This is a genomic window from uncultured Campylobacter sp., from assembly GCF_937959485.1.
GTDB lineage: Bacteria > Campylobacterota > Campylobacteria > Campylobacterales > Campylobacteraceae > Campylobacter_B.
The window spans coordinates 88,545-113,431 of sequence record NZ_CALGPY010000004.1; the positions used below are offsets into that span (position 1 = coordinate 88,545).

Genomic DNA, 24,887 nt, shown 5'->3' on the forward strand with positions numbered 1-24,887 from the left:
TTTGGATCGAAACACACCAAGAACTAAAACGTTACCTCCCAGTTAAATCTAAAATTTCTGCGCGGCGCATAAAACCTACCGATGCCTGCGCCGGTGTTTTGATCTATCAAATTCGTCGTTCCGAATCCCCTGATGGATCTGGCTGAATCCCAAGTGATATATTTGGTGTTCGTGATATTATAAACGCCGAAGCCGAAATTAAAATTTTTATGAGGTCTTGCGTAGGTTATGATGTCCAAAACCGTATAATTTCCGCTCCTCCATGCTAGCGTGCTATCGGTCACGGGTTTTCCTTTGATCTTTTTGCCGGGCACGATCTGACCGCTATCGGGGTCTATGTGCTCCATCTGCTCTTTCCAATACATATTGTAGCTATCTTTGGCCTTTTTCTCTCCGACGCTCGTTATGAAAAGGTCTATGCCGTATTTATCGCCTGGTGCGGAGTAGCCGATATTATAAACCGAAGTCGGCGGCTGAATGGCGTTCATCGGTATATCTCCGTCCATCCTACCTCTTTGCTTGGTAAATTTATATCCTATCCTAAAGCCTTCAAGCGCGGAGGAGACATCGCCTAATTCCATATGGGCGTTTATTTCAAAGCCATTGACTTTGGCGCTATCTCTGTTTTTGTTCTGCCAAAACGGATATTGCAAAGCGCTTCCTACTTCAACGGCCTTCATCCTTAAAAATACCAAATCTATAAAGTTATCGTAATCGGTTTTAAAAATATCAAACGTTATGAAGCTTTGATCTTTATAAAACGTCAAGGCGGCCTCTTTTGTTTTTGCGATCTCGGCTTTTAAATCAACGTTAGGCGCGATCGAAAAGCTCGGATGCTTAAAGGTCATATACATCTCATCCGATGTCGGAGCGCGAAATCCTTTTGAATACTTTAATTGAAATCTCATAAAATCGAGCGGATCTAAATTTAACCCAAACGAATAAGAATCGCTTTTAAATTCTTTATTTTGAAGCAGTATCGCTAAATTTTGTCTGATATTTTCGTTCATGCAAGGGGTATTGTATCCGCACGTAGCTCCCGGCCCGTAAGCATTGCCCGGTAGCGGCACGAATATGCCCGCTATCAAGCCCTTCGGCACGGGAATGTTATCGTCGTATTTGGGCATATGTTTTACCTTGTCGTATCGATAATTTAAATCGAGCCCCAACCAATCCGTGATCTTAAAATCATCTCCGATAAACAAAGCGGTAGTTCTAGTCTCTACGGGGATGAGATAGGTTTGCTTCATTCCCGTGTTGCTTTTCGGGCCATTGGCGCCCGGATACCAATTCGGCTTTAAAACATATCCGTTCGAATCTGCATTCGGATTGCCCGGCTCAAATTTATAGCCGTAAAATTTACTCGCCCACCATTTTTCATTTTCACCTTTAAAGCCGTCCTGATCTATCATTACTTTTTTCGTTTTTTCTAAAAGACCGCCGTATTTTATATAGTGCTGGGTTTGAAATACTTTAAGTTCTTTTTCAAATTTTATATCAAACTGATTCGTATCGGTATTTAAATCTCTGTCGTGATATTGATCTTCTGCATAGCCCGCCGATTTCGGCCTTATGATCCTTGTATCCTCGTCAAAGAAACCGCCTGAATCTTTTTCGACCTTTACTCTACCGTATTTCGTGCCGTCGGGAGCCGTTTTTATCTCAATATCTCTATCTACGTAGTCGTGTTTCCAGTTTCCCATATTATCTTGATATAGCCTTGAGACTCGAAATTTCTTAGTACAGTCTATCTTAGAGCAGTCTAAAAGCATATAATCGAGCCTACCTCCGTCTTCTTGCCACTCGACCTTGTTGCCTTTGCTGTCTCTAAAATCTCTTTCCGTACTCCATCCGCTGGTATCGAGATCGGGCGTAAGCTCTTTGCCGTATTTATCTACTATTTTATACACACCCGCTTTCTTATCATATACCAGATCTAGACCGTTTGGGTTTCTGACGTTATTGCACTTGTCGTTGTTGCAGTATTCGTCGGTCCTTGCTTTATTTCGTATCTTTTGCGTAGAATACGATACTTTAAAAGTATCCCAAAACGGCGTTTCTACAAAATTTTCGTAGGCGAATTGAATGTTTTTTCTATGAGATTTATCGTTCGTTATCCTCTCTCCCAGCTTCGTATCCTGCAATGAGTAGCTGTATGAGCGAAGCGAATAGGATAAATCCTCTCCTTTGGATTTAAGAGTTGAATCATCATTCATAATGCTAAATCTATGCTCATCGGCCGGCTGAAAACCGATCTTTACCATAGTGCTGGTGCGGGTTATATGATAGGGATCTGCCTTTTCTCTTTCCCTGCCGACTTTTGTTCTATCCTCTTTTGGCGAATAGATATTGTAGAAATAATTTTTGATCTCGTGGCCGTTTCTTTTCGTGTTTATTACCAACAGATCGAGCCATTTGTATCTTCCTGCGAAAGTAAGCGATCTCATATTTTGGGAATTCATACTTTGATATCCGTTTTTAAAGCCAAAGTGAAAGTCTTTGTTTATCAGATAATCCCTTGCGTCTTTCGTCTCAAACATTACCGATCCGCCCAGCGCTCCCGAGCCCGTTTTTATCGAATCCGCGCCTTTTGTTATGGTTGCAACTTTGACGTTTTCCATCTCCACGCTATTGCGGGTGTTATTGAAATTTCCGTAACCTTCAAAAAGCTCTTTGAAGCCTTGCGAGCTTAGAGTTTCCGCCTGACGAAGTCCGTCTATCGTTATGGCGACGCGGTTTTCATCCACGCCGCGCACGGCATAGCCGCTCGTGCCGAAACGACCGGCCTCTACCGCCGTAACACCCGTTTGGTATCGCACCAAGTCTCTACTATCGGTGATCTGCTGCTTCTTAATAGTCTGCGCTGTGGTTTTAGTTTCGCCGACCTTTTGCTCGGCTACGCTTTGCGAATCGACATTGCCCGTTACCTGGATAGTTCCCAGTTCTTGTGAGTTGGCCGGCTCTTCCGCGTAAAGCGAGCCATAAAAGAGCAGCGAGGCATAGAGAGAGAGAGAGAATCTTCTAAACATTCATATTTCCTTACTTAATGATTATAGAATTGATTATTAACGCGGCGAATAATAATACAAAGATTTTTAATGTTTAATTAAATTGCAGTTTAAATTCAAGTATAAATTTTAAATGGCTAAAATTTTGATTTTTAAGAAGTAAAAAATTTTGAATAGTCAAGAAATGCGTAATAGGCGTATTTTAAGCTTTAATATAGCCTAAATTTTGCAAAGCGTTTTTGAAACGGCTAGCAAAAATACTGAAAATTATAAAAGGGCGAATGATAACAAAGCGCATTTTATAATATGTAACGCGCTTTTTTAATTATGATATTTTGCCGGTAATTTTAAAATTTTATACTCAATCGCTGCATTGTAAATTTATCATTTTATAGATTGTCGCCTCTCGGGATTTGTTAGCAGATTTATTTATCGGTGCCGGAATAGGGCATAAATTTTTGCCGGGTAGAATTTCACGCTGCGCTATAAATTTTATGCGCCCCGAAATTTTGAAATTTCGTTTTGCACAAATACGGCAAGCTACAAAATTCCGCTACGCGAATAAAGCATACTATCACGTTACGGGCATCGATAATCTACTCGTTTATTCAGCCAAATTAGCCCATACCGCCGCAAATTTTATGTTTTAAAATTTCGCGCCGAATCTTTCGCGGCTAAAAAGCCCTAAGCACCGCCGTAACCTGTGCGCTTTTGCGCGGCGAGAAGTAGTGCACGAAGCTAGTGCAGGATCCATCAGGCACGCATATTTCGGTGCTTAGCTTATGCCTTACGTGGATGGAGTCGATACTCGGGATTGTTACCGATGCGCTTGCGATGCCGCTGTATTCGCCAACCTCTATCGGCGCCTCTAGCTCATCCTTTTCAAATACTACGCGCCCGCTCTTCTCCTGCTCGAGCTTGGTATTTTTCAGCACGATCTTCGGCGTATTTTCGCGGTTTATATAGTCAAATTTTATGTTTAGCTCATACGGAGCGCCCGTGGAGTTATCCTCCGAGAAATCAGGTAGCGGATCCCCTTGCCGATGCTCGAATCTCTTGCCGATAGTCGTAGCGCGCAAGTCCGTATCTATCATAAAATTTTGCAGCTCTACGCGGGCGCCACCAAAAGAACGAACTAACGTCATAGATTCGTAGTTGCGGCCGAAAAAATTATCTGCGATAACATAGCTACCCAAAAGCGAGCTTATGACCACCCAAAACAGAAATATAAATTTAAAAACCTTGCGTAAAACGAACTTTAACGTCTTCATCATTATCCTTTTAATCTAAAGCTTAAGCGGAATTCCGCCTGAAAATCCGTGGATTAAAATTCCGCGCGGGATTTCGCTTATGAAATTTTGCGCTTTTTCAGTCTGCGGCGGAATTTTAAGACAGAATTCCGTGGCTAAATTTTACTGCGAAATTATAAAACAAATTTCGCCCATGAAATTTTACCTAGAATCTCTCCTGTAAAATTCCATAACGAAATTCGAAGATGAAATTTTATGGGCGAAATTCCATAGCTAAAATTTTACGGCAAGTCTCAGAAATCAACTTCTGCGGCAAAATTCCACGCCTTAAAATTTTAAGAAAGTATGAAATTTTTTATCTGATCGCAGATCGCTTCTTCGGATTGTGCGGCATCGATTTGTAGGGTCTGAACGCCACACGCCTTGCATGCCTGCGCCATAAGATCTTGCACGCGCATTAGGTATTTAAGCCCGCGAGCCTCAATTATATCGCTACTAGCGCGCGTTTTAAGCCGCTTTTTGACGAGCTGTTCGTCCGCCGAAAATAGCACGATTTTATCTGCGAATTTGCCCCCGAGCGCAAATTTATTAAGCGCGATGAGTTCGCTAAGATCCGCGTTTTCGTCGTTTGCCAGCGCATAGGCAAGCCCCGAGATGAAGCCGCGATCGCTTAGCACGAGCCTGTCCGCGCCGCCCTTTATCACGCGCTCGTAGTGCTCGGCGCGGTCTGCGAGGAACAAAAGCAGCTCGGCGCGCTTTGAAATTTCGCCGCAGACCTCGCGCAGATTTACGCTGCCGCGCCGCCACTTAAAATCCTCGCCCAAAACGAGGCTTCGCACCGCCTCGCCGAGCTTCGTGCCGCCGGGCTCCTTAGTCATGATCGCTTGCGGAAAAGCCGCCGCTAGCCGCGCTACCTGCGTGCTTTTGCCCACGCCGTCGATACCTTCGAATACTACATACATTTTTCGCCTTTAAATTTGTGCGCTATTTTACAAGCTTATAGCTAAATAGCGGCTTTTTTAAACAGCGGGGCGCAAAATTTCGACTCCAAATCGGACTTTTGCGCGAGCTTGTGCGAGCCGCTTTTGATCTTTAGGCGTAAAATTTATCGGGCGCTTTATTGCTAGGCTCTTGCTTTTTGCGGCACGGCTCGCGGTTAAATTTAGCGCTCATACGGATGCGCCGTATAAACAGCGAGCGAGCAAATTTTGCGCTTACGGACATGTACCGAGCGGAGCAGGGCGCTAGTCGATAAATACGGCGCGCCGTATAGATGAAATGGCGCGTTATACAGAGCAGAATGTGTACTATGCGAAGCGGATGGCGTTATATGGAAAGGGCGGCGCTTTTGGCGGAATGGGGCGGCGGCGTCATTCGGAGCAGGGTATGTTTGTAGGCAGCGCGGGCGGGCAAAACGCTATGTGTGATGATAAAATCGCGACGATAAAATTTTAAATTTTGCCCTTATATGTGCTTACAAGCTCGGGATTTATCGCTTTGAAATTTTTCCGCAAATCGCTAAGATCATAATCGCTCGCTACGAGCGCAAAATCCTCGCTCACGTCGAGCCCGAGCTCGCCGATATCCGCCTTAAGCTGCTTCGCGCACTCCAAAATAAGCTTTTTGGCTTGCGAGTATCTGCCGTTTAGCCGCGTTTCTTGATTGAAAAGATCGAAAAGATTTGCCGTCTCGTCATCCTCGTCTATCTCGGCCTGAAACTCGTAATCGGCGACGTTCCAAACGATCCAGTTATCGTCATCGCCCTGCGCAAGCCACTGCGCGCGCTGTTCTTGCGAGCCGAATCCGATCTGAGGCGGCAGCGAGCCCGTGTCGTCGTAGGCTAAATTTATGCAGTAGAGCTTGCAGCCGGGCGCGTGCTTTTTGATCGTCTCTTTAATCGCGAGCAGCAGCCTTTGCGCGGCGAGATCATAGAGTTTTTTGTAGCTCATTTTTTTATCCGGTTTTCTGTAGTGCACATAGCCGTCCTCGACTATTAAGCTTAGCTCGCCTATAGTGTCAAATTCGTAGTTTATGACGCGGTCGAATTTGCCTCCGTATGGATCCGTGCCGCGCCACTGCTTTTGCGCGAGCTTGCCGCCTTCGTAAGCGAAATTCTCTATCCAGTAGCCTTCGCTTGCAAAAGCAGAGTAGATGGATTTTAGCACGCCATCCTCATAGACAAATCTTTTTACGTTCACACATTTTTTATCGTAATAATCAAATCGGTAGCTTAAAATTTCATCCTGCCGCCAAAAATAAAACTCTTCGTAGAAATATTTTTCGCTCACATACTGCCTCTTAAAAACGACGCGATCTTGCGCGTCAAAGCCGTATTCGTAGGCATTTGCGATGTTTTTGGGCGCTTCTTTTAAAACCCTACCTTTTGAGAAGCGGTTGAACTCAAAATAAAATGGCTCTAAATTAATATACTCGTCCGACGCCCAGCGTCTGCTTACGGCCTGCACTTCAGCCCTCTTTTTTAGGGCTTCGTAGTCATCTTTTGCGCTTTTAAAAAGCTCTCGCAATTTTTCTATCTCATCCATTTTTATCTCCCGTGCGGTTTGTAAATTTTAAATTTAATCGCACCTGTAGGCTAAATTTTAATCGCTTGCAAGCTCATTTTTTTAAAAATTTTAAAATTTCGCTTGGCACCAGGTGCGAAACGTCGCCGCCGTGGCTCAAAACGGAGCGGACAATCGAGCTTGAGATGAAGGCGTTTTTGAGCGTCGGCATCAAATACACGCTCTCAAATTCCTCCCATAGCGAGGCGTTTGCATAGCCGATCTGCAGCTCGTACTCAAAGTCGCTAACCGCGCGGAGTCCGCGGATCACGAAGCGCATGCCGCAAGATTTAGCAAAATCCACGAGTAGATTATCAAAGCTTTGCACGCTCACGCCACGAAGCCCGCGTGTCGCGGCTCGCGCCATCTCTAGTCTGGATTTTAGGCTGAAGTAGGGCTTTTTGCTCTCGTTTAGCGCCACTGCCACGATGACTTCATCAAAAAGCCCCAGTGCACGCTTGATGACGTCCAGATGTCCGTTCGTGATAGGATCGAAAGTGCCCGGATAGATACATTTTCTTGAGTTTTGCATTATTGCCACCTTTTAAATAGCTCGTTTTGCACGCCCAGCGCGTCGCACCACTTGCCGATTATGAAATTTTTTAAATTTTGCACGCCGCAGTAGCCTGCGATCACTGGCGGAGCGATGATGACGCCGAGCGCGGCTAGCTCGCTCATCTGACGCAGGCTAATCGCAGAAAGCGGCATCTCGCGCACGCCCAAAACCAGCCGTTTATGCTCTTTTAGCGCGACTGCGGCGGCGCGAGTGCTTAAACTGTCGCAAAGCCCGCCGTAAATCTTAGCCAAAGAGCCGATAGAGCAGGGCGCAAAGATTGTGGCGTCAATGCCGAACGAGCCCGAAGCGGGCGGCGCGCCCAGATCGGTGTCGGGATAAAATTTTACGTTCTTAAATTCCACGGATTTTAAAGCCTCGTCCGCATCTATGCCGCTTTCGGCGCTCAGGACGCGGCGCGCACCCTGAGTAAGTACGGCGTGGATTTTATGCGGCGAGCTGGCAAGAAATTTAAGCAGATCAAGCCCGATCTCGCAAAAACTCGCGCCGCTTACGCAAACTAAAATTTTCATTTCAAGGCTTTCATATCGAAATTTTGCGGTTTAAAAGCGAGCGAAACGGAAGGAATTTTAAAATTTGAAGTTGAAATGGAGCGGGAAACGAGAGTCGAACTCGCGACATCAACCATGGCAAGGTTGCGCTCTACCACTGAGCTATTCCCGCATGCGGTAAAAATAAAGCGCGATTGTAGCCTATAAATTTTCATTTGTCAATAATTTCTCGCTTAAATTTCATAAATTTTTACGATTTCTCCAGCGCGAACTTTGTCGCATTCGGGATCAGCCAAGAAAAAATGCGATGCCGCAGCCAGCGGTCTGATGCGCCCCGAAGGCGACGGCATGGGCGTAAAAACTCCGCCTTCATATGCGCCTACGGTTAAATTTACTCTGCCGCTTTTTAGCTTCAGATCGCTTGCGAGCTTGGCATAGATCGCCGCTTCTGCGCTAAAAGCCTCACTTGTACCGCTAAGCTTAAATAGTATCGGTAGTATGACTGCGCGCGTAAGCACGAAAGCAGCCATTGGATTGCCCGCCATTGCAAAGACGAATTTGCCGTCTTTTGCGAAGCACTTGCTGGGGCGGCCAGGCTTGATATCGATGTGATCGAAAACCTGCAAAAATCCAAGTTCGCTCATAGCGCTTTGCATAAAATCCGCCTCCCCAGCGCTTGCTCCACCGCTGGTAATTAGCACGTCAAATTTACGCGTAGCAGCATCTAGCGCCTCGCATACCGCGCTAAAATCATCCTTTAAAATCCCTAAATACTCATTTTCAAAGCCGTATTTTTGCAGCAATGCAGCAATACCACTAGAGTTGGCGTTATAAATTTCGCGCTCACTTGCGCTCTGCCACGGCTCTTTTAGTTCGTTTCCACTGGAAAATAGGGCGATTTTAGGACGCGCGTAAACGCTTACTTCGTAAATTCCTTGCGCGGCAAGAAGCATGATTTTAGCAGGGTTTAAAATTTCGCCACGGCGCAATAAAAGCTCGCCCGCGCGCACCTCCTCGCCTTTTTTACGAAAGCCGTCGTGGGCATGAACGGAAGCAGGGATTTTTAGAGTTCCACCTTGCACGTCTACATCCTCTAGCCTCGCGACAGAGTCCGCGCCCGCAGGCATTGGCGCGCCGGTCATTATCTTTTGCGCTTGCGTAGCCTTGATTTTGTAGAATTTCTCATCTCCTGCAAAAATCGTAGGCTCTACGATCTTTAGCTTTTCGTCTTTGAATTCCGCCGCGTAGGCATAGCCGTCAAGCGCCGAATTATCGAAGCAGGGCAGGTTTTTAATCGCAGAAATATCGCTAGAAAGAATGCGGCCTAGAGCGCTGGGAAGAGGCACCATTTCGCTCCGCCTGCTTGATGTGATTCTAGCCGTAGCCAAATCTATAGCCTCATTTATTCCTATCATTTTAAGTCCTTTTTATCATTTTTTTACATTTTAAATTCGCGCAGTTAAGACCTCACATAGTCTTAAATTCTATGTTTTGCCGGAGCTTGCAAAGCAAAATTTTATCCAAATGAGTGCGCAAAATTTCACGGGCTCAAACTTACCTTGTTTTAATGCGAGCGTTACTTAAAATTTCAAAACATATCACTCGTAAAATTCCGCTTTGCTGTAGAAATTCCATCCGCATGCGCTTAAAGAATTTCTCCAAGGCTCGTTCATTAAATTTTACCAAAGCTCACCACTTAAATTCTTAAGAGACTCATCCTTGAAATTCTACCAGCATTTCCTTCAAAATTCCGCCGCATTTAGCTTTAGCGATTTAAATGCATTGCTGCTATAGAATTTACGTGGCTCTTGCGCGGCACGTTATTTCGAAACGCGTTTTGCGTAAAATTCCACTTTGCTTGCTCGCACAAGATTTTTATTCCGAAGTCTTCATTCCTCGAGCCTCTGTATATCGGCACCAAGTGCGCTAAGCTTTTCCTCGAGCTTTTCGTATCCGCGATCTAGGTGGTAAATTCTATGTATTTTGCTCTCGCCGCTCGCCGCAAGGGCGGCTAAAACGAGAGCCGAGCTGGCGCGCAGATCGGTCGCCATAACGTCCGCGCCGTTTAGCTTGCCGCCGCTGATCGTCGCGATGTGTCCGTTTAAGCGGATATCTGCGCCCATTCTTGAGAGTTCGCTTACATGCATGAAGCGGTTTTCAAAAAGCCTCTCGTCGATGGTGCTGACGCCCGTGGCTACACACGCCAGCGCCATAAACTGCGCCTGCATATCGGTAGGAAAGCCCGGATATTCGCTCGTTATAATCTCTACGGGTTTGATCTTTGAAGCGGGCAGGATCGTGATCTCGTCGCCGCCGTTTGAAATTTCAAATTTAAAACCCATATCTTCAAATTTTGCAAGCACGGCGCCAAGATGAGCCGCGCAAGCGTGCGTGATCTTGATACGAGAGCCCGTGATCGCGCCTGCGCACAGATAGGTGCCTGCTTCGATGCGATCGGGAATGATAGAAATTTCGTTCAAGCTTAAAAGCTCGCCGCCGCTTCCTTTGATGAGGATTTCGTTCGTGCCGATGCCCTCTATGTCGATGCCTGCGCTTTTTAATGCGTTGCAAACGGCGATGACTTCGGGCTCTTTTGCCGCGTTTATGATATGAGTGGTGCCGCTTGCTAAGGCTGCTGCCATTACGATATTTTCGGTGCCGGTAACGGTAATTTTGTCAAAATTTATAGTCGCGCCCTTAAGCCCCTTTTTTGCGGTGCAAACGACGTAACCTTGCTCGATCTTAACCTCCGCGTCCATCTTTTCAAGCGCGCTAAGGTGCAGATCGATCGGTCTTGCGCCGATCGCGCAACCCCCCGGAAGGCTTACCTCGCAGTGTCTAAACCGCGCTAAAAGCGGCCCCAGCACCAAGATCGAAGCTCGCATTTTACGCACTATATCGTAGATCGCCTTGGTCGAATTTACCTCGCTCGTATCGATTTTGGCGGTATTGGCGTCAAGAAACTCGCACTTTGCGCCTAAATTTGAAAGCAGCTGAATTAGCGTGTGGATATCGGAAACTGCGGGTAAATTTTTAATTAAAACTTCGTTTTTTGAAAGGATAGATAGAGCTATGAGCGGCAGTGCGGCGTTTTTTGCGCCACTTATTTTGACGCTACCGCTTAGTTTTTTGCCCCCGTTAATTCGTAGATAATGCATAATTTCTCCGTGTAAAATTTCGGCGATTATACAGAATTTAGCTTTAAAGTTACCATTTTGTTACCACTGAGCGCTAAAATTACGCCCAAATTTAATTGTTACATAATTTTATAAGGATTTTTATATGAAACAACTAATTATTTGCGCTTTGGGTGCGTTTTTACTGATCGGTTGCTCCTCAAAAGCCCCGTCTGCCGGCAGCCAGCAAGCGTATGTCTTAAACGATCATGAAGAAGGAATAACTTCGGTGCCAGGAAGCGAGTTTAACCGCCCGCTAATCGCATCTGTGGACGATTACACTGGCACTCGCGCGGGAGGGGACTGCAGTGGATTTATCACCGTGCTAAATGATAAATACGATGATCTATTTTTTAACTCAAAAGATCTGCCGAAATACTTCACAAACGGACGCAAATCCCAAGCAATATATAATTATTACAGCCGTAAAAATTTACTCAGCAATACGCCACGAGTGGGGGATTTGGTGTTTTTTCAAAACACCTTACGTTCTAACAAAGGCAAGGTCAATAACGAGATCAGTCATATCGGTATCGTGCGTGAGATCTATGCTGATGGTCGCGTGAAATTCGTCCACAATACTCGCGGTAGAAATCAAGCGGACTTCGTAAATTTAAATAAGAAAAACGTCCATGTAGCGGGGCAAAAGATGGAAAATAGCTATATCGTCCGCTGCGGCAAAGACCGCATAAGCTGCCTAGCATCAAACCGCTTCGCAGGATACGGACGAGTGAATAACTAGAATTTTGAAAATTCTTTTCCGTATTTTTTGAAAAATTTCTTATAACGTTTGGAATTTATTAGATTTTATGGAATTTTGCTAGACCTTTTAAAAATTCGCGGCGGTTTGATTTATGCTCTAAAATTTCAAGTAAAATTTTGCAGATAATTTAGCTTGGGATTTTAGCTGTAACCTAGCTTTGTAGAATTTATTAAATTCCTAAAATTCCAATCAAATTTTAGAATTTTATGGTTTTTAAACTCCTGCAGCAAAAACTTACCAATAAAAACTCATTTTGATGCTGTTATGGCAAATCAAATTAGCATTTTTAACGCGTAATTATATATAACAAGCATTTAATAAAATATTACTCTAAAAATTTATTTTGAAATTAATTTAAACTCAAATTTTTATTATTCTTGGTGAAATTATACTTATAATTATACATAAAATTCTACGAAATAGCTTCATATAACTAAAATTTTATCGTCATTAAATTTGCAGCGTGCTTGTTTTTTAATTGATATCAGATAAACTTTATAAATTACGTAAAACTTTCAAAAAAGATTTATGGTCTAAATTTTATTAAGGAAATTTTAGTTTAAAGTTTTATATCTAAATTTTAAATTTTAACGCAGCTATTTTGATAAGGCGCTTGCAATTAAAACTATTCGCCGAAATTTTGATGCTAGCTTATTTATAATTTATCTCGAGCCTATAAAATTACACGACGCCTTTAATTTAATCAAAATTTCGCTACTATGCGTGAAAAATTTAAGGAGTTTCATGCAATCAGGCAAATTTACTCTCGCGATCATTGTGGCGAATGTCCTATTTTTCGTGATTTCATTCGCATTAGAATATTTTTTTGGCTTTAAGTCCTATCTATTTTTTGGGCTCAATCCGTATTTTTTCGAAGGGATGCCGTGGCAGCTACTAAGTTCATTTTTTATGCACGGCGGAGTGATGCATCTAGCGATGAATATGGCGGTTTTATATCAATTTGGTGGGATTTTAGAGCGGGCGTTCGGTGGGATAAAATTTACGCTACTTTACATCGCAGGCGGGCTGCTGAGCGGCGCTTTATGTCTGATTTATATCCGTTATGCCATGAGCATGGGAGAAATCGTCAATATCGTAGGCGCTAGTGGCGCTATTTGCGTGCTTTTAGGCGTGATTGCTTATTTTGATGAACGCAATGCGGGTGGGATTTTTATCGCGATTTTGATAATGAGCTTTGCGCCGATGCTAATGGGCGTAAATGTAGCATGGTATGCGCACATAGCGGGATTTGTGGTCGGTTATGGCTTTGGAATGATCCAGAAAAAATTTAGAATTTTGTAGAATTTAACGCTAAATTTTACATAAAATTTTGTGAAAGGATGCAGATGAAACGGATATACTTTATAAGACATGCCGAGGCGCAAAGCGGCAACGGAAGCGATTTTGAGCGGACATTAAGCCAAGTGGGCGAACTTTGCGCAATTAAACTCGGAGAAAAGCTGCGTAGTTTGGGACTTGCGCCTGATTTAATTATTACAAGCCCGGCTATACGAGCACTCCATACGGCGCAAATTATCGCTAATGCGTTGGATGCGACAAAAAGGGTAGCGTCATTGCGAGAGTTATACGACGCAAGCTTATGGGATTTGGCAAAGTTTGTTCGCAGCTTGGATGAGAAACGATTTTTTGGGTGCGGTGTGAATGTTGAAAAATACAATGTGGTTGGTCTGAGTAGCGAAAAACATCGCGACGCAAACGCTGAAAATTCTGCTTTTAAGAGCATTAAAATTCCCGCTAGCATTGGCGAAAATAATGCGCTATCTTGCAATGATGTGGAAATTTCTAGCACAGATGTTATGCAAAATTTTAACGCAGCTAGCGCAGAATGCGTATTTATCGTTGGACATAATCCGGCAATAGGCGGAATTTGCTCGCTTTTAGGCGAGAAGGAAGTCGATAAATTTCCTCCTTGCTCGATTTGTGGATTAGAATTTGATGTTCATAAATTCTCAGATATTACCGATCATAGCGGCAAAATGGTAATGCTACAGCGCCCTTAGTTACGCTTTTAACGCTTCATAATTACAATCGGGCGGCTCGTTCGCATTTATTTAAAGCTGCTTTTACCGAGCATTGTCATATACTCGTAAAATAAGACCATATGGTAAAATAGCAAATTGCTTTGAGATAACTTTAAATTTTTAAAAATTTCCAATGATGTGGCTCGCCTTGAAATCGTGGACTAAATGAGTCAGAAAACTAAATTTCATATTTTTAGATGATCGAGTGTTAGCACTTTCGCTTGAAATTCCATTTACTTTGAAAAATCTTAAGTTTAAATTTTTCGTACGGAAATTTCGTGCCAAAATTTTCTCAAAAATATAAATTTATTGAGAAGAATAAAATTTATTAAGTAAAATTTAATAGTAGCCGTGGTATCATTCCCTAAAAATTTTGATAGGGAATTGAAATGAGACAGTACGAAACTTACAGATGCGACAAATGCGGCGCGGAGGTCGAGGTGCAAAAAGTAGGCGGCGGCGGCGCGCTTAGCTGCTGCGGCGAGCCGATGAAATGCATCACCGAGGATCTGACGCAGGTAAATTTAATGAAGGCGTTCGCAGGCGAATCGCAAGCGCGCAACAAATACGATCTTTACGGCGATTTAGCCAAAGAGGCGGGCTTTCACGCCATTGCGCAACATTTTTACGAGGCTGCCGAAAATGAAAAATGGCACGCTAGAGCCGAGCTAAAGGCGCATCATGCAGCCGCAGGCATTCCGCTTGATAAGATGGATAAAAATCTGCTTGATGCTGCTGCCGGCGAGCGCTACGAGCACGAGAGCATGTATCCGAGCTTCGCTAAAATCGCGACCGAAGAGGGCAAAAAAGAGGTAGCGCGCCTTTTTAACGCTATCGGCAAGGTCGAGCAGGAGCACGAGCGCGAATACAACGAGCTTCAAAAGATCCTGCTAGAGGAGGGCTTTTTCGAAAGTTTTGACGAGGAAGTTTGGGTGTGCGAGGTCTGCGGCCACGTTCATCGCGGCAAGAAAGCCCCGGGCGCCTGTCCGCTTTGCAAGGCTCCGCGCGAGTATTTCAAAAAACAAAGGCTAGTTTAATTTGATGCTTGCGGCACGGCGTTTTTGCGATAACTTTTGAAGTCGTCGCAAATCTCGTTTATTGTCGCGAGCCGATCGCTTAAATCTTGGCTTAAATTTTGCGCGAGATTTCGTCTTTTTGCTCCTTTTTGCCGCGGGACTCCGTGGCTAGACGAAATCTCGGGCTAAATTTATTTAGCCTAAACTCCTTTTCTTATCCCCCTAAGAAATGAAATCCTGCTCGCAAGAGCGGGATTTCTGTCGTAAAATAAATCTAAAATAATCATGCCGATGATTTGATCTCTTTAAATTTTATTAGAAATTTATATATGATTCTTACGCTATTTACGAAACAAACTTCGCGTCAGTAAATTTTGCAGCAAACTTTGGTGGCAAATCTTTTGCATTTTTAAATTTTAAGGAGAATTCGGTGCGATGAGAATTTGAAGGCATATCAAACTATAAAATTTTGAGGGTTTAAATTTTAAATCAGAAATTCCATCCTTGCGGAATTTGCAGATAAATTTTATATCCGCTACCTCTTAATATATCGATTATCTTTTGCTTATAAAATCCTCGGATGAAATCCCGTATCGTCAAAATTTAAATGAAATTTTATACTAAATTTATCTGGAATTTTAGGCAAAATCGCATGAGAAAATCTAAAAAGTAAATTATTCTATATTCCAAAAGAGTAAAATTTTAGATTTTTTTGCGATCAAGCTCTAAGGCTCGCGCGTTAATTTTAAATTTTGCCGAGTTAATGAGTTAAATTCTAAAATGCGAAAGGCAGGATTTTTGGTCTTGTTATTCGAATATGAAAAACAAATTTTAAAATTTTTCAAAATAAAATTCCAAATTTTTTAGAAAATAAATTCCATAAAAAACGATTTCAAAGTCGCATCAAAACGAGATTTAAAAAATCTCGCTCAAGCAAGCCTCGCGCCATCTCAAATTTTAAAATTTCACTCCTCGAATTCCTCCGCGACCTTCGCCGCAAGGCGCAGTTTGTCGCTGTCGAAGTGGGTGTAGATGCGCGAAGTATTTAGGCTCGCGTGGCCGAGAGCTTCTTGGACGAGCACGAGGTCCTTTTGCTTTTTGTAAAGCATCGTCGCGAAGGTGTGGCGCAGCATGTGAGCGCCGTTTTTTTCCTTGCGGATGCCCGCGCTCATTAAAATTTTCTCCACGATGCCGCTGACGTAGGCCTGGGTAAGCGGCGCGCCGTTTTTGGTGACGAAAAGATAGCCCTCTTTGTTTGCAAAGTTCGTCTCCAGCGCGTTTAGATGCTCCTCGATCAGGTGGCGTTTAATCATCACGATGCGGTATTTATTGCCCTTGCCGCGGATTCGGATGATGAAAAGATCGCCCTCTGGCGCGATATCTTTGCGCTTGAGATTTATCGCCTCGCCCACGCGGATGCCGGTATAGACGATGATTTTTACGATCAGGCGGTTGCGATGCGCAAAGGAGCGAAACTCGCTTAGATTTATCGCGTCCAAAAACCGCTTCAACTCCTCCTCGCTCATAAACTCCGGAAGCTTCGTGCCGCGGCTGCCGCTAATGCCGCCCCAGTGCTTAAGCTCAATGCCGAAGTTGTGCGAGGTGCCGTCCTGCTCGTTTTGGCGGTCGATGAAGCCGAAAAAATTTATCAGCGCGATTCGGTAGTTTTTTTTGCTCGCATCGCTCAGCCCGCCCGTAATCGAGGCTAAAATTTCGCTCAAAAGTTCCTCGTCAATATTTTTCATGCTCTCAAGACCGTACTGCATGATCGCTTCGTAAAATTTTTTAAGCGGATTAAAATAGGTGTTGATGCCCGTAAGACCCGCGTTTCGTGCGTCTTTCGCGAGCCGCTCGAGTTCATTTATATTCGTGACCTCGTGATTTAGCGCCAGGCTTGCGCGGCGAAACAGCGCGTCGTTTTTCAGCTCCTTATTCGATAGCGCGCTTAGCTTGTAGCGCACGAATTTTACGAGCCAAAACAGCAGCGATTTTTCAAAGCTATCCTTGTAATCAAGCGGGAATTTCATTTAATCTCCTCGCTGTCGCCGAAGATCACAAAGGGCAGCATCAGCGTATTTTTGATGAGATTATACGGCGTTTTTAGCACGTCGGTCGCAACGCCGGTCGAGTAGGTAGGCTTTTTCATTGTGCCGCGAATCTCGATGATCGTGGAGATCGTATTGTTTTCGCCCAAGATGATATGATTTAGCAGCGGGATTTTTGAGATTATCGAGCTTGCGTCTTTAAGGTATTTAAGCTCCAGATCGATATTCAGCGCGCCGCTTTTCATATCCACTTCGCCGTTGCCCGCGATGTCGGCGCTACTGCCGGTAAAGTTCATTGCGTTTATGTAAATTTTATCGCCGCTACGGCGGAAGTAAATTTTGCCCTTCTGCACGCTAAAGCCGCGATCGTTGAAATCCGGCGTCTTAAACGTAAGCAGCGACGGCACGGAGTTTATAAAGCTAAGCAGCCTTTGATAGATGATGTAGTCCTTAAGATAGGTGTTTTGCACGTTGATCTCGCCGCGATAGTTGCGCGGATCGATGCCGCTTGCTTTCAGCGTAAATACCCCTCCGTCGAAGCTCTGCGAGCCCAGAAATTGATTAAGCGCCTCGCCGCTGATGTTTTGCGCAAAAATTTGAAGCAAACTCTTTTTAAAGATCAACTTCACGTCGCCGCGTTTAAAGCTTGCGTTTAAATTCATATTTTTGCCGTCCAGCACGCCGTTAAAGTGCGTAAATTTAAGCGTTTTATTTAGATCGGATAGCACGATGGAAGAGTTTTGCCCGCTGAAATTTATCGGCGAGCGCTCCTTTGTGCCGCTATTAAACTCGCTGGTTTGCACGCTCGTATTGATCGCGACGTCCACGTCTTTTAAAGAGACGAAGTTGCCGCCTTTGTTGATTTTAAGAGAAATTTTACCGCTTCCGCTAGAGCCGTCCAGATCGCCCCCGCGCACCCGAAGCGCGAAAGAGTCGTTTTTATAATGGCTTCCGTCCTTGTTCAGCAGACCGAAATCAAAGATGAGATTGTTGCTGCTGATATCTAAGTTTGTAAAATCGCTGGTTAAAATTTTAAGGTCTCCGCCGCTAATGCCAGCGTTTTTAAGCGTCTTGGAAAAGGGCAAAATTCCGCTAATATCGGGCGAGCTAATCTCGATCCGCTCGCCGAAGCTCATCTTCGCGCCTAAAAATTGCGAGCTCAGCACCGGCGCTTTGCCGCTAAAATCAAGGCTTATATTATCTCGCGCGTCACCAAATTTTAAAATTTCTTTGCCGTTCGGGGAGAGATTAAAGCTATGGATTGTGCCATTAAATTTAGCCTTGCGCGTGGCGATATCGATACTGCCGCTTGCAGTGGCGTTAAAAATTTCATTTTGCAGATTTGCGTCTTTGATATCTATTTTTTTCTCGGTGATGTGCACCCGCGCGGCTTTGGAGTGAAATTTCGCTTTAGAAATCATCAGATCGGCGTCTTTTAGCGTCACGTTCGCATCCACCTTGGCGCTTTCCTTTTCGACGTCTACGTCTATCAGCACGCGCGCATCGATCCCGCCGCCAAGCGGATATACGGGCTCGTCTATGCCGTAGCTTTGCAGGATCGCTATAAGGTCCTTGCCCAAACTCTCTTTAGTCCGCAGATCCAGATATACGATCGGCTTCTCTTCAAAGAGCCCGCCGATACGCACGCCGCTTCCTTCCAGGCTTTTGCCTTTAAATTTAGGCTCGTTCAGCGCAAAATTTAGATAATCGTTTTTGAGCGTGATGTTGGCGTCTTTTACCGTTACGGCTTCGATTTGCGGCTGAAATTTTATCGTAAGATCCTGCGCGTAGGCTGTAGCGCTAACGTTTTCGGCGATCGGGCGCGGATCTTTTAGATCGACTTTGGCGTGCAGATTTTCGATGTAGTAGTTCTGCGCGACCGCCTTGCCGTAGATCCACTCGTTCGCAAGAGGATTTAGCCCCGTAAGTGCGCCCAGCTCATTCATAAAATTTTTCAGGCTCAAGGCCGAGGCGCGGTTTATCTCGATATTTAGCTCCGAGCCGATATTGTGTACGTCAAGCTCGCCCGCGATCTCGTGCGAAGCGAAGGTGCCGTTAAAATCATACGTATCGGCTCTGAAATTTGCTCGTGCCGTGCCGTGCAGAGTGAGATTAAAATCATTTAGCTCAAGCTCGATCGGATCAAAGCTAAGTCCGTTTGCGCCAGGCGTGATCTTTGAGCTTAGCCTAAAAAACCGCGTATCTGCGTAAAAAACGTCGCTTTTGTATTTTAGTTTCAGGCTTTCACCTTTTATTTTCATATTGTCTACGTCGATCTCTTCAAAAAAGGAGTTGATGAGCGAGATTTTTTTGCTAAATTCTAAAATTTTCTCGCTTTGCGTGCGCAGATCGGTGGAATTTTGCTCTAAATTTTGTGGATTATTTTGCGTAATTTCAAGATTTTTGATACGCAGCACGAGACCTTTATTTAGCTTGAGATAAAACCCCTCGAGCTTTGCAAAGCCCACGTCCAGCTGTGAAATCGCAATACCGTGCTTTAGGCCTACCGCGCAGATTATAAAAAGTATGGTTATGCACAAAAAAAATCTAGCCAAAGTTCTAAACATCATCGCCTCATTAAAAAACTCCGCCCCAAAACCAAATCGGGCGTGCCGAAAAACTGCGCTTATAATATGAAATTTATTCAAAATTTTGGCTTATTTGCCTATAATTTCAGCTAAATTTTGAAAGGAACGCATGAAATTCTTTATAAAGCTCATCAAAGCGGCGTGCATTTGTATCGAGCTTGCGGCTATCGTCCTTTTGGCCGTGGGCTTTGATCTACACGAGCGCGTTGGCAACGCGGCAACCGTGCAGATAGGTCAGGGCAGCTCAACGAAAATTTTATCGCAACTCTCAAAGAGCTATCCAAAATTTAGCAAATTCGACGCGAGGCTGCTTTCTTTTTACGGCGGCGCAAAAACCGGCGAGCTGGAGCTTAGCGGCGAAAATTTGCCCAAATATCAGTTTTTATATGAGCTAAGCGTCGCAAAGCCCGTGATGAACGAAATTAAGCTGATCCCGGGCGAGACTACGATCGTGTTTTTAAAACAGCTTGCGAAAGATCGCGGGCTAAGCTTTAGCGAGCTTGAGCGCGAATACAACGCCACGGCGCCGTTTTACGAGGGCTTTTTGGTGCCTGAAACCTACAAAATTAGCAAAAACGAAAGCGAAAAAAATATCATCGACCACCTCGTCTCAACTGCGCAAAAATTCCACGAAGGATTGTCGCGCGAGCTTAGCGGCGACTATAACGCCACGGCGTGGAAGCAGGTGCTGATCAAGGCCTCGGTCATTCAAAAAGAGGCCGCAAACGCAGATGAAATGCCGCTCGTAGCCTCCGTCATCGACAATCGCTTAGCCAAAAATATGCGCCTTCAGATGGACGGCACGCTGAATTACGGCGAGTTTTCGCACGTGAAGATCACTCCGCAGCGCATCCGCACCGACACCAGCCACTACAACACCTATCTCAACGACGGACTTCCTAAAGAGCCCGTGTGCGTGGTCTCTCGCGATGCGATACGCGCCGTTTTCGTGCCCGCAAAGAGCGAGTATCTGTATTTTATGCGAAACAAAAAAACCGGGCTTCACGATTTTGCGCGCACGCAAGCCGAGCACGAGCGCAACGTAAAGGCGCAGAGGTAAAATTTAAGGTCGTTTTGGCATTAAATTTAAAAAACGAGATTTCGTCTTTAAATTTTAAAATTTAACCCCCCGCAGTTATAAAAATGCGGGCCGATATTTGGGAGATAACAATGAAAATAGCGATATTTGGCGCCGGAAACATCGGCGCAGCGGTAGCTAATGATCTTATCGTAAGCGATTCTTTGAGCCAAAAGATAGATAGCATCGCGCTTGTGGATGCGGTAGAGCGGATCGCGAGCGGCAAAGCACTCGATCTTGCCCATACGGCGGCGGTTTACGAGCGCGACCTGCGCATAAGCGGCAGCACGGAGCCCGGCGACATAGCGGACGCAGGCATCGTCGTGATCACGGCGGGGCGCGCAAGAAAGGCGGGGCAGAGCAGGGAGGAGCTGTTTGACAGCAACGCCGCCATCATCGCGCAATGCGCGCGAGATGCCGCAAAATACGCGCCTAGCTCCATCATCATCGTCGTTACTAATCCGCTTGATATGATGGTCTATGCGGCGCTGCAGGCTAGCGGGTTTGCAAAAGAGCGCGTCATCGGCATGGCGGGCGAGCTAGACGGCGCGCGGCTTAAATTTGAACTCGCGCGAGCGAGCGGCAACGAAATTTCATCGATGAGAAGTGCGATCGTGGGCCCGCATAGCGAAGAGATGATCGCGCTTAAAAACGAGCTGGGATTTGAAATTTCGGATGAAATTTTCGAGCGTGCGGTGCAAAATACCAAACGCGCCGGCGCGCAGATCGGCGAGCTACTGGGCACGTCGGCGTATTTGGCGCCCGCTGCGGGGATCGTAAAGATCATAAAATACATCCTTTTTGATACCTGCGGCACGCTCGCCTGCTGCGTCGCGGATAGATCGGGAGTGCCTTTGGGGCGCTTCGTAAGCGTCGGCAAAATGGGCGCGATAGAGAGAAATTTCGCCTACTCGGGCGAGTTTTACGCGCAGCTTGAACGGATGCGAGCAAGCGTAGCGGGGTTGAAGTTTTAGCGGGTATGGATGAATTCAGCGCGATGCGGAATTTACAAAGCGAAAATTTTAAAGCACAGGATTCTTGCGATAGGATTTTGCAGCATCAAATTTCACTTTGGCAAGAAATTTAAGCTCGCGGAATTTTGTAGCGTAAAATTTCATTCGCTGCGGAATTTTAAAATTTGCGCAATTTTGCCCGCTGTGAAATTTCATAGATTAAAATTTTACTTTGGCGCAGAATTTTGCGTGACGTAAAATTTTTAAACGCCACAAAATTTTAAAATTTAAACTCTGCAAAATTTAAAAACGAAAGGACTTTAATGCGATCAAAGCAGGCTTGCGCCGCAAAATTTCAAATTTTAAATCGCGAGGCGGGATTTAGTGCGGATTTTGATAAATTAAGGAGAAAATATGAGCGAAAATGAGAGCCAGCGCGCCGTTTGGACGGATGAGAGCCGCTGTAAGGCGTGCAATATCTGCGTAAGCGTCTGTCCTAGCGGCGCGATCGCGATGAGACAGGACGAGGGCGCCGTGCAGGGCATGATGATCGACGTGGTGGATGAGGGCGCCTGTATCGGCTGTAGGGAGTGCGAGTTGCACTGCCCTGATTTTGCGATTTTCGTCGCGCCCAAGGGCTTTAAATTCGCTCGTCTAAGCTCGCAGGCTAGAGAGATGGCTGAAAAAATCAAAAACAATAATTTTATGAAACCCAAGGACGCATAATGAGAGAGGTAATTTCCACAGGCAACGCCTTAATTGCGCGTGCGGCGATTGATTGTGGCTGTAATTTTTTCGGCGGCTATCCGATCACGCCGAGCAGCGAGATCGCGCACGAGATGAGTCGCTTGCTACCTAAGGTCGGAGGCAAATTTATCCAGATGGAGGATGAAATTTCGGGCATTTCGGTAGCTTTGGGCGCGTCGATGAGCGGTGCAAAGGCGATGACGGCAAGCTCTGGTCCTGGAATTTCGCTAAAATCAGAGCAGATTGGACTTGGCTTCATCGCTGAAATTCCGCTTTTAATCGTAAATGTTATGCGCGGAGGTCCTAGCACCGGACTTCCTACGCGAGTAGCACAGGGCGATATTTTGCAAGCTCGCAACCCCACTCACGGCGATTTTCAAAGCATCGCACTGTGTCCGGGCTCGCTAAAGGAGGCTTACACGCAGACTGTGCGCGCCTTCAATCTGGCCGAGCGGTTCATGACGCCGGTATTTTTGCTGCTTGATGAGACGCTTGGGCATATGCAGGCTAAGGCGGTGCTACCTGAAATTTCGGATCTAAAAATCGAGCGCAGGGCGGAATTTAAAGGTAGTCCGAAAGATTATGAGCCCTACGATGCCGCGCCCGATAAGCCTGCGGTGCTAAATCCCTTTTTTAGGGGATACCACTATCACATAACGGGGCTGCATCACGGCGCTAAGGGCTTTCCAACCGAAAATGAGCAGATCGTAGATCGCTCTATAAAAAGGCTTTTTAATAAAATTTCGGCGCATGAAGATGAGATCGTGCAATACGAGGAATTTATGCTGGATGACGCTGATGCTTGCATCATCGCCTACGGCAGCGTTAGCCTGGCAGCAAAAGACGCGATTTTAAAGCTACGAGGGCAAGGCGTGCGTGTGGGACTTTTTCGCCCGATCACGCTGTGGCCAAGCCCTGCGCGCAAACTAAGGGAGCTAGGGGAGAGATTTAATAAAATTTTGATCGCCGAGCTAAATTTAGGGCAGTATCTGCTAGAGGTGCAGCGCGCTTGCTTGAGGGATGATTTTAAGACGCTTCTTAAGGCAAACGGCAGACCGATCAGCCCTAGCGAGATTATCGAGAAAGTAAAGGAGCTTTAAATGGCGTTTGATTACGATAAATATCTAAGAACGGACAAGATGCCTACACTTTGGTGCTGGGGCTGCGGCGACGGAGTGATCTTAAAAGCGATCATCCGCGCGATTGACCGCATAGGCTGGAGCATGGACGATGTATGCGTGGTAAGCGGTATCGGCTGTAGCGGTAGGATGTCGAGTTACATAGACTGCAATACCGTCCATACGACGCACGGGCGTGCGATAGCTTATGCTACGGGTATCAAGCTCACAAATCCAGGCAAACACGTAATCGTAGTTACTGGCGATGGCGATGGGCTTGCGATAGGGGGCAATCACACGATCCATGGATGCCGCCGCAATATCGATCTAAATCATATCTTAGTAAATAATTTCATTTACGGGCTTACAAACTCGCAGACGAGTCCTACGACGCCGCGCGGGTTTTGGACGGTTACGGCGCAATACGGCAATGTCGATCCCAGCTTTGATGCGGCAAAACTTGCGATTGCTGCCGGAGCAACTTTTGTCGGACGCGAAAGCGTGACAAATCCTGAAAAAATCGAGCGACTTTTGGCTAAGGGCTTTGAGCACGATGGTTATAGTTTTTTTGATATTTTTAGCAACTGCCACGTAAATTTGGGTCGTAAAAATAAAATGAGCGAGGCGGTGCAAATGTTAAAGTGGCTTGATTCGCGCACGATTTCCAAGGCTAAATTTGACGCTCTTAGCAAGGATGAGCGAGCGGGGCTATTTCCGCTTGGGGTTTTACACGAAGATAATGAGCACACCGAATACACAAAGGCGTATCAAAAGGTGATAGACGCGGCACAAAGCGGCGAAGCGATAAATTTTGAAGGACTAAGATGAATCAATTAAGATTTGTGGGAGTGGGCGGTCAAGGTGTAATCTTAGCAGGTGAGATTCTAGCTGCGGCAAAGATCGCGCACGGCGGCTATGGAATCAAGGCATCTACGTATACCTCTCAGGTACGTGGCGGACCTACGAAAGTGGATATTATCTTAAGCGATGAAGAAACTCTATATCCTTACGCGAGCGAGGGCGAGATCGATTTCATGCTCGCAACGGCGCAGAGCAGCTACGATGCTTTCAAAAACGGCGTAAAAAAAGGCGGCGTGATCGTAATCGAGCCGAATTTAGTAGCGCCGAGCGATGAGGATAGGGCAAGCTTTAAAATTTATGAAATTCCAATCATCACCATCGCAAAATACGAAGTTGGAAATGTCATCACTCAAAGTGTCGTGGCTCTAGCGATCGCAGTAGAGCTTAGCCGCTGCATGGACGCAGGGCTCGTAAAAGAGCAAATGCTTCGCTCTGTGCCCGAAAAAACCCGTGCGCTAAATGAAAAGGCATATGATCTGGGGATGAAATACGCGAGAGAGGTTTTTGAGACGGAGTAAAATTTTATGGTGGCGAAACGATAGAAGTGGGCGGTACATTCTTAGCGGCTTTATTCTTGCTTTTTTGCGAAGTGCACCAGCCATAGGATGAAATTTTA

Annotated in this window: 21 protein-coding genes and 1 tRNA gene; 11 read left to right on the forward strand and 11 right to left on the reverse strand. The window is 45.4% G+C overall.

Translation table 11 applies throughout. The annotated features are described in order from the left end of the window. Window positions 1-23 precede the first annotated feature (23 nt). From Q0380_RS01145 to tmk, 3 genes are all read right to left on the reverse strand, one after another. Complete coding sequence (locus Q0380_RS01145; RefSeq protein ID WP_298959122.1) at window positions 24-3,029, reverse strand: TonB-dependent hemoglobin/transferrin/lactoferrin family receptor; 3,006 nt, start codon at window positions 3,027-3,029, stop codon at window positions 24-26. A gap of 653 nt (window positions 3,030-3,682) precedes the next feature. Further along, window positions 3,683-4,279, reverse strand: coding sequence for a hypothetical protein (locus tag Q0380_RS01150; protein WP_298959124.1), 597 nt, complete (start codon window positions 4,277-4,279; stop codon window positions 3,683-3,685). 314 nt (window positions 4,280-4,593) lie between these two features. After that, window positions 4,594-5,220 carry a dTMP kinase gene (tmk, locus tag Q0380_RS01155; RefSeq protein WP_298959127.1) on the reverse strand — a complete coding sequence of 209 codons (627 nt, stop codon included), beginning with the start codon at window positions 5,218-5,220 and terminating at the stop codon, window positions 4,594-4,596. Between the two features lie 358 nt (window positions 5,221-5,578). Between tmk and Q0380_RS01160 the strand changes: the two genes are divergently transcribed. Next, the gene (locus Q0380_RS01160) at window positions 5,579-5,713 is read left to right on the forward strand and encodes a hypothetical protein (protein WP_298959129.1); all 135 of its coding nucleotides are present in this window, start codon (window positions 5,579-5,581) and stop codon (window positions 5,711-5,713) included. On the opposite strand, the gene Q0380_RS01165 is transcribed toward Q0380_RS01160, so the two are convergent. From Q0380_RS01165 to murA, 6 genes are all read right to left on the reverse strand, one after another. Continuing rightward, the gene (locus Q0380_RS01165; RefSeq protein ID WP_298959133.1) at window positions 5,710-6,801 is read right to left on the reverse strand and encodes a hypothetical protein; all 1,092 of its coding nucleotides are present in this window, start codon (window positions 6,799-6,801) and stop codon (window positions 5,710-5,712) included. The genes Q0380_RS01160 and Q0380_RS01165 overlap by 4 nt on opposite strands. A 73-nt stretch (window positions 6,802-6,874) precedes the next feature. Beyond that, the gene (coaD, locus tag Q0380_RS01170; RefSeq protein ID WP_298959134.1) at window positions 6,875-7,351 is read right to left on the reverse strand and encodes a pantetheine-phosphate adenylyltransferase; all 477 of its coding nucleotides are present in this window, start codon (window positions 7,349-7,351) and stop codon (window positions 6,875-6,877) included. Then, window positions 7,351-7,905 carry a UbiX family flavin prenyltransferase gene (locus Q0380_RS01175; protein ID WP_298959137.1) on the reverse strand — a complete coding sequence of 185 codons (555 nt, stop codon included), beginning with the start codon at window positions 7,903-7,905 and terminating at the stop codon, window positions 7,351-7,353. The genes coaD and Q0380_RS01175 overlap by 1 nt, the downstream gene beginning before the upstream one ends. Window positions 7,906-7,981: 76 nt before the next feature. Continuing rightward, window positions 7,982-8,056 (reverse strand) — tRNA-Gly (locus Q0380_RS01180). A gap of 61 nt (window positions 8,057-8,117) precedes the next feature. Continuing rightward, window positions 8,118-9,299, reverse strand: a complete 1,182-nt coding sequence (locus tag Q0380_RS01185) for a molybdopterin molybdotransferase MoeA (RefSeq protein ID WP_298959141.1) — start codon at window positions 9,297-9,299, stop codon at window positions 8,118-8,120. Window positions 9,300-9,773: 474 nt separating this feature from the next. Beyond that, complete coding sequence (gene murA, locus Q0380_RS01190; protein ID WP_298959144.1) at window positions 9,774-11,042, reverse strand: UDP-N-acetylglucosamine 1-carboxyvinyltransferase; 1,269 nt, start codon at window positions 11,040-11,042, stop codon at window positions 9,774-9,776. Between the two features lie 124 nt (window positions 11,043-11,166). On the opposite strand from murA, the gene Q0380_RS01195 reads away from it, so the two are divergent. The 4 genes from Q0380_RS01195 to Q0380_RS01210 all read left to right on the forward strand — a co-directional run bounded on the left by Q0380_RS01195 (window position 11,167) and on the right by Q0380_RS01210 (window position 14,902). Beyond that, window positions 11,167-11,802 carry an NlpC/P60 family protein gene (locus tag Q0380_RS01195; protein ID WP_297990381.1) on the forward strand — a complete coding sequence of 212 codons (636 nt, stop codon included), beginning with the start codon at window positions 11,167-11,169 and terminating at the stop codon, window positions 11,800-11,802. Between the two features lie 765 nt (window positions 11,803-12,567). Continuing rightward, on the forward strand, window positions 12,568-13,125 hold the full coding sequence (locus Q0380_RS01200) for a rhomboid family intramembrane serine protease (protein ID WP_298959147.1): 558 nt from the start codon (window positions 12,568-12,570) through the stop codon (window positions 13,123-13,125). Window positions 13,126-13,169: 44 nt separating this feature from the next. Further along, the gene (locus tag Q0380_RS01205) at window positions 13,170-13,844 is read left to right on the forward strand and encodes a histidine phosphatase family protein (RefSeq protein ID WP_298959152.1); all 675 of its coding nucleotides are present in this window, start codon (window positions 13,170-13,172) and stop codon (window positions 13,842-13,844) included. Window positions 13,845-14,254: 410 nt separating this feature from the next. Next, the gene (locus Q0380_RS01210) at window positions 14,255-14,902 is read left to right on the forward strand and encodes a ferritin family protein (RefSeq protein WP_298959155.1); all 648 of its coding nucleotides are present in this window, start codon (window positions 14,255-14,257) and stop codon (window positions 14,900-14,902) included. Between the two features lie 944 nt (window positions 14,903-15,846). Here the strand turns inward: Q0380_RS01210 and Q0380_RS01215 are convergent. Beyond that, the gene (locus Q0380_RS01215; RefSeq protein ID WP_298959158.1) at window positions 15,847-16,908 is read right to left on the reverse strand and encodes a tyrosine-type recombinase/integrase; all 1,062 of its coding nucleotides are present in this window, start codon (window positions 16,906-16,908) and stop codon (window positions 15,847-15,849) included. Continuing rightward, window positions 16,905-19,493: an AsmA-like C-terminal domain-containing protein gene (locus Q0380_RS01220; protein ID WP_298959163.1), complete on the reverse strand. Its 2,589-nt coding sequence runs from the start codon at window positions 19,491-19,493 to the stop codon at window positions 16,905-16,907. The genes Q0380_RS01215 and Q0380_RS01220 overlap by 4 nt, the downstream gene beginning before the upstream one ends. Window positions 19,494-19,623: 130 nt before the next feature. Here Q0380_RS01220 and mltG point away from each other — a divergent pair, with 130 nt between their 5' ends. The 6 genes from mltG (at window position 19,624) to Q0380_RS01250 (ending at window position 24,789) form a co-directional block, all read left to right on the forward strand. Beyond that, window positions 19,624-20,574, forward strand: a complete 951-nt coding sequence (mltG, locus tag Q0380_RS01225) for an endolytic transglycosylase MltG (protein ID WP_298959166.1) — start codon at window positions 19,624-19,626, stop codon at window positions 20,572-20,574. A gap of 110 nt (window positions 20,575-20,684) precedes the next feature. After that, complete coding sequence (locus Q0380_RS01230; protein WP_298959169.1) at window positions 20,685-21,566, forward strand: malate dehydrogenase; 882 nt, start codon at window positions 20,685-20,687, stop codon at window positions 21,564-21,566. A 393-nt stretch (window positions 21,567-21,959) separates the two neighbouring features. Further along, window positions 21,960-22,271, forward strand: a complete 312-nt coding sequence (locus Q0380_RS01235) for a 4Fe-4S binding protein (RefSeq protein ID WP_177388316.1) — start codon at window positions 21,960-21,962, stop codon at window positions 22,269-22,271. After that, the gene (locus Q0380_RS01240) at window positions 22,271-23,392 is read left to right on the forward strand and encodes a 2-oxoglutarate synthase subunit alpha (RefSeq protein ID WP_298025446.1); all 1,122 of its coding nucleotides are present in this window, start codon (window positions 22,271-22,273) and stop codon (window positions 23,390-23,392) included. Before Q0380_RS01235 ends, Q0380_RS01240 begins: the two co-directional genes overlap by 1 nt. Next, window positions 23,393-24,238 carry a 2-oxoglutarate ferredoxin oxidoreductase subunit beta gene (locus Q0380_RS01245; RefSeq protein ID WP_298959172.1) on the forward strand — a complete coding sequence of 282 codons (846 nt, stop codon included), beginning with the start codon at window positions 23,393-23,395 and terminating at the stop codon, window positions 24,236-24,238. Next, window positions 24,235-24,789: a 2-oxoacid:acceptor oxidoreductase family protein gene (locus Q0380_RS01250; protein WP_298959175.1), complete on the forward strand. Its 555-nt coding sequence runs from the start codon at window positions 24,235-24,237 to the stop codon at window positions 24,787-24,789. The genes Q0380_RS01245 and Q0380_RS01250 overlap by 4 nt, the downstream gene beginning before the upstream one ends. Window positions 24,790-24,887 lie beyond the last annotated feature (98 nt).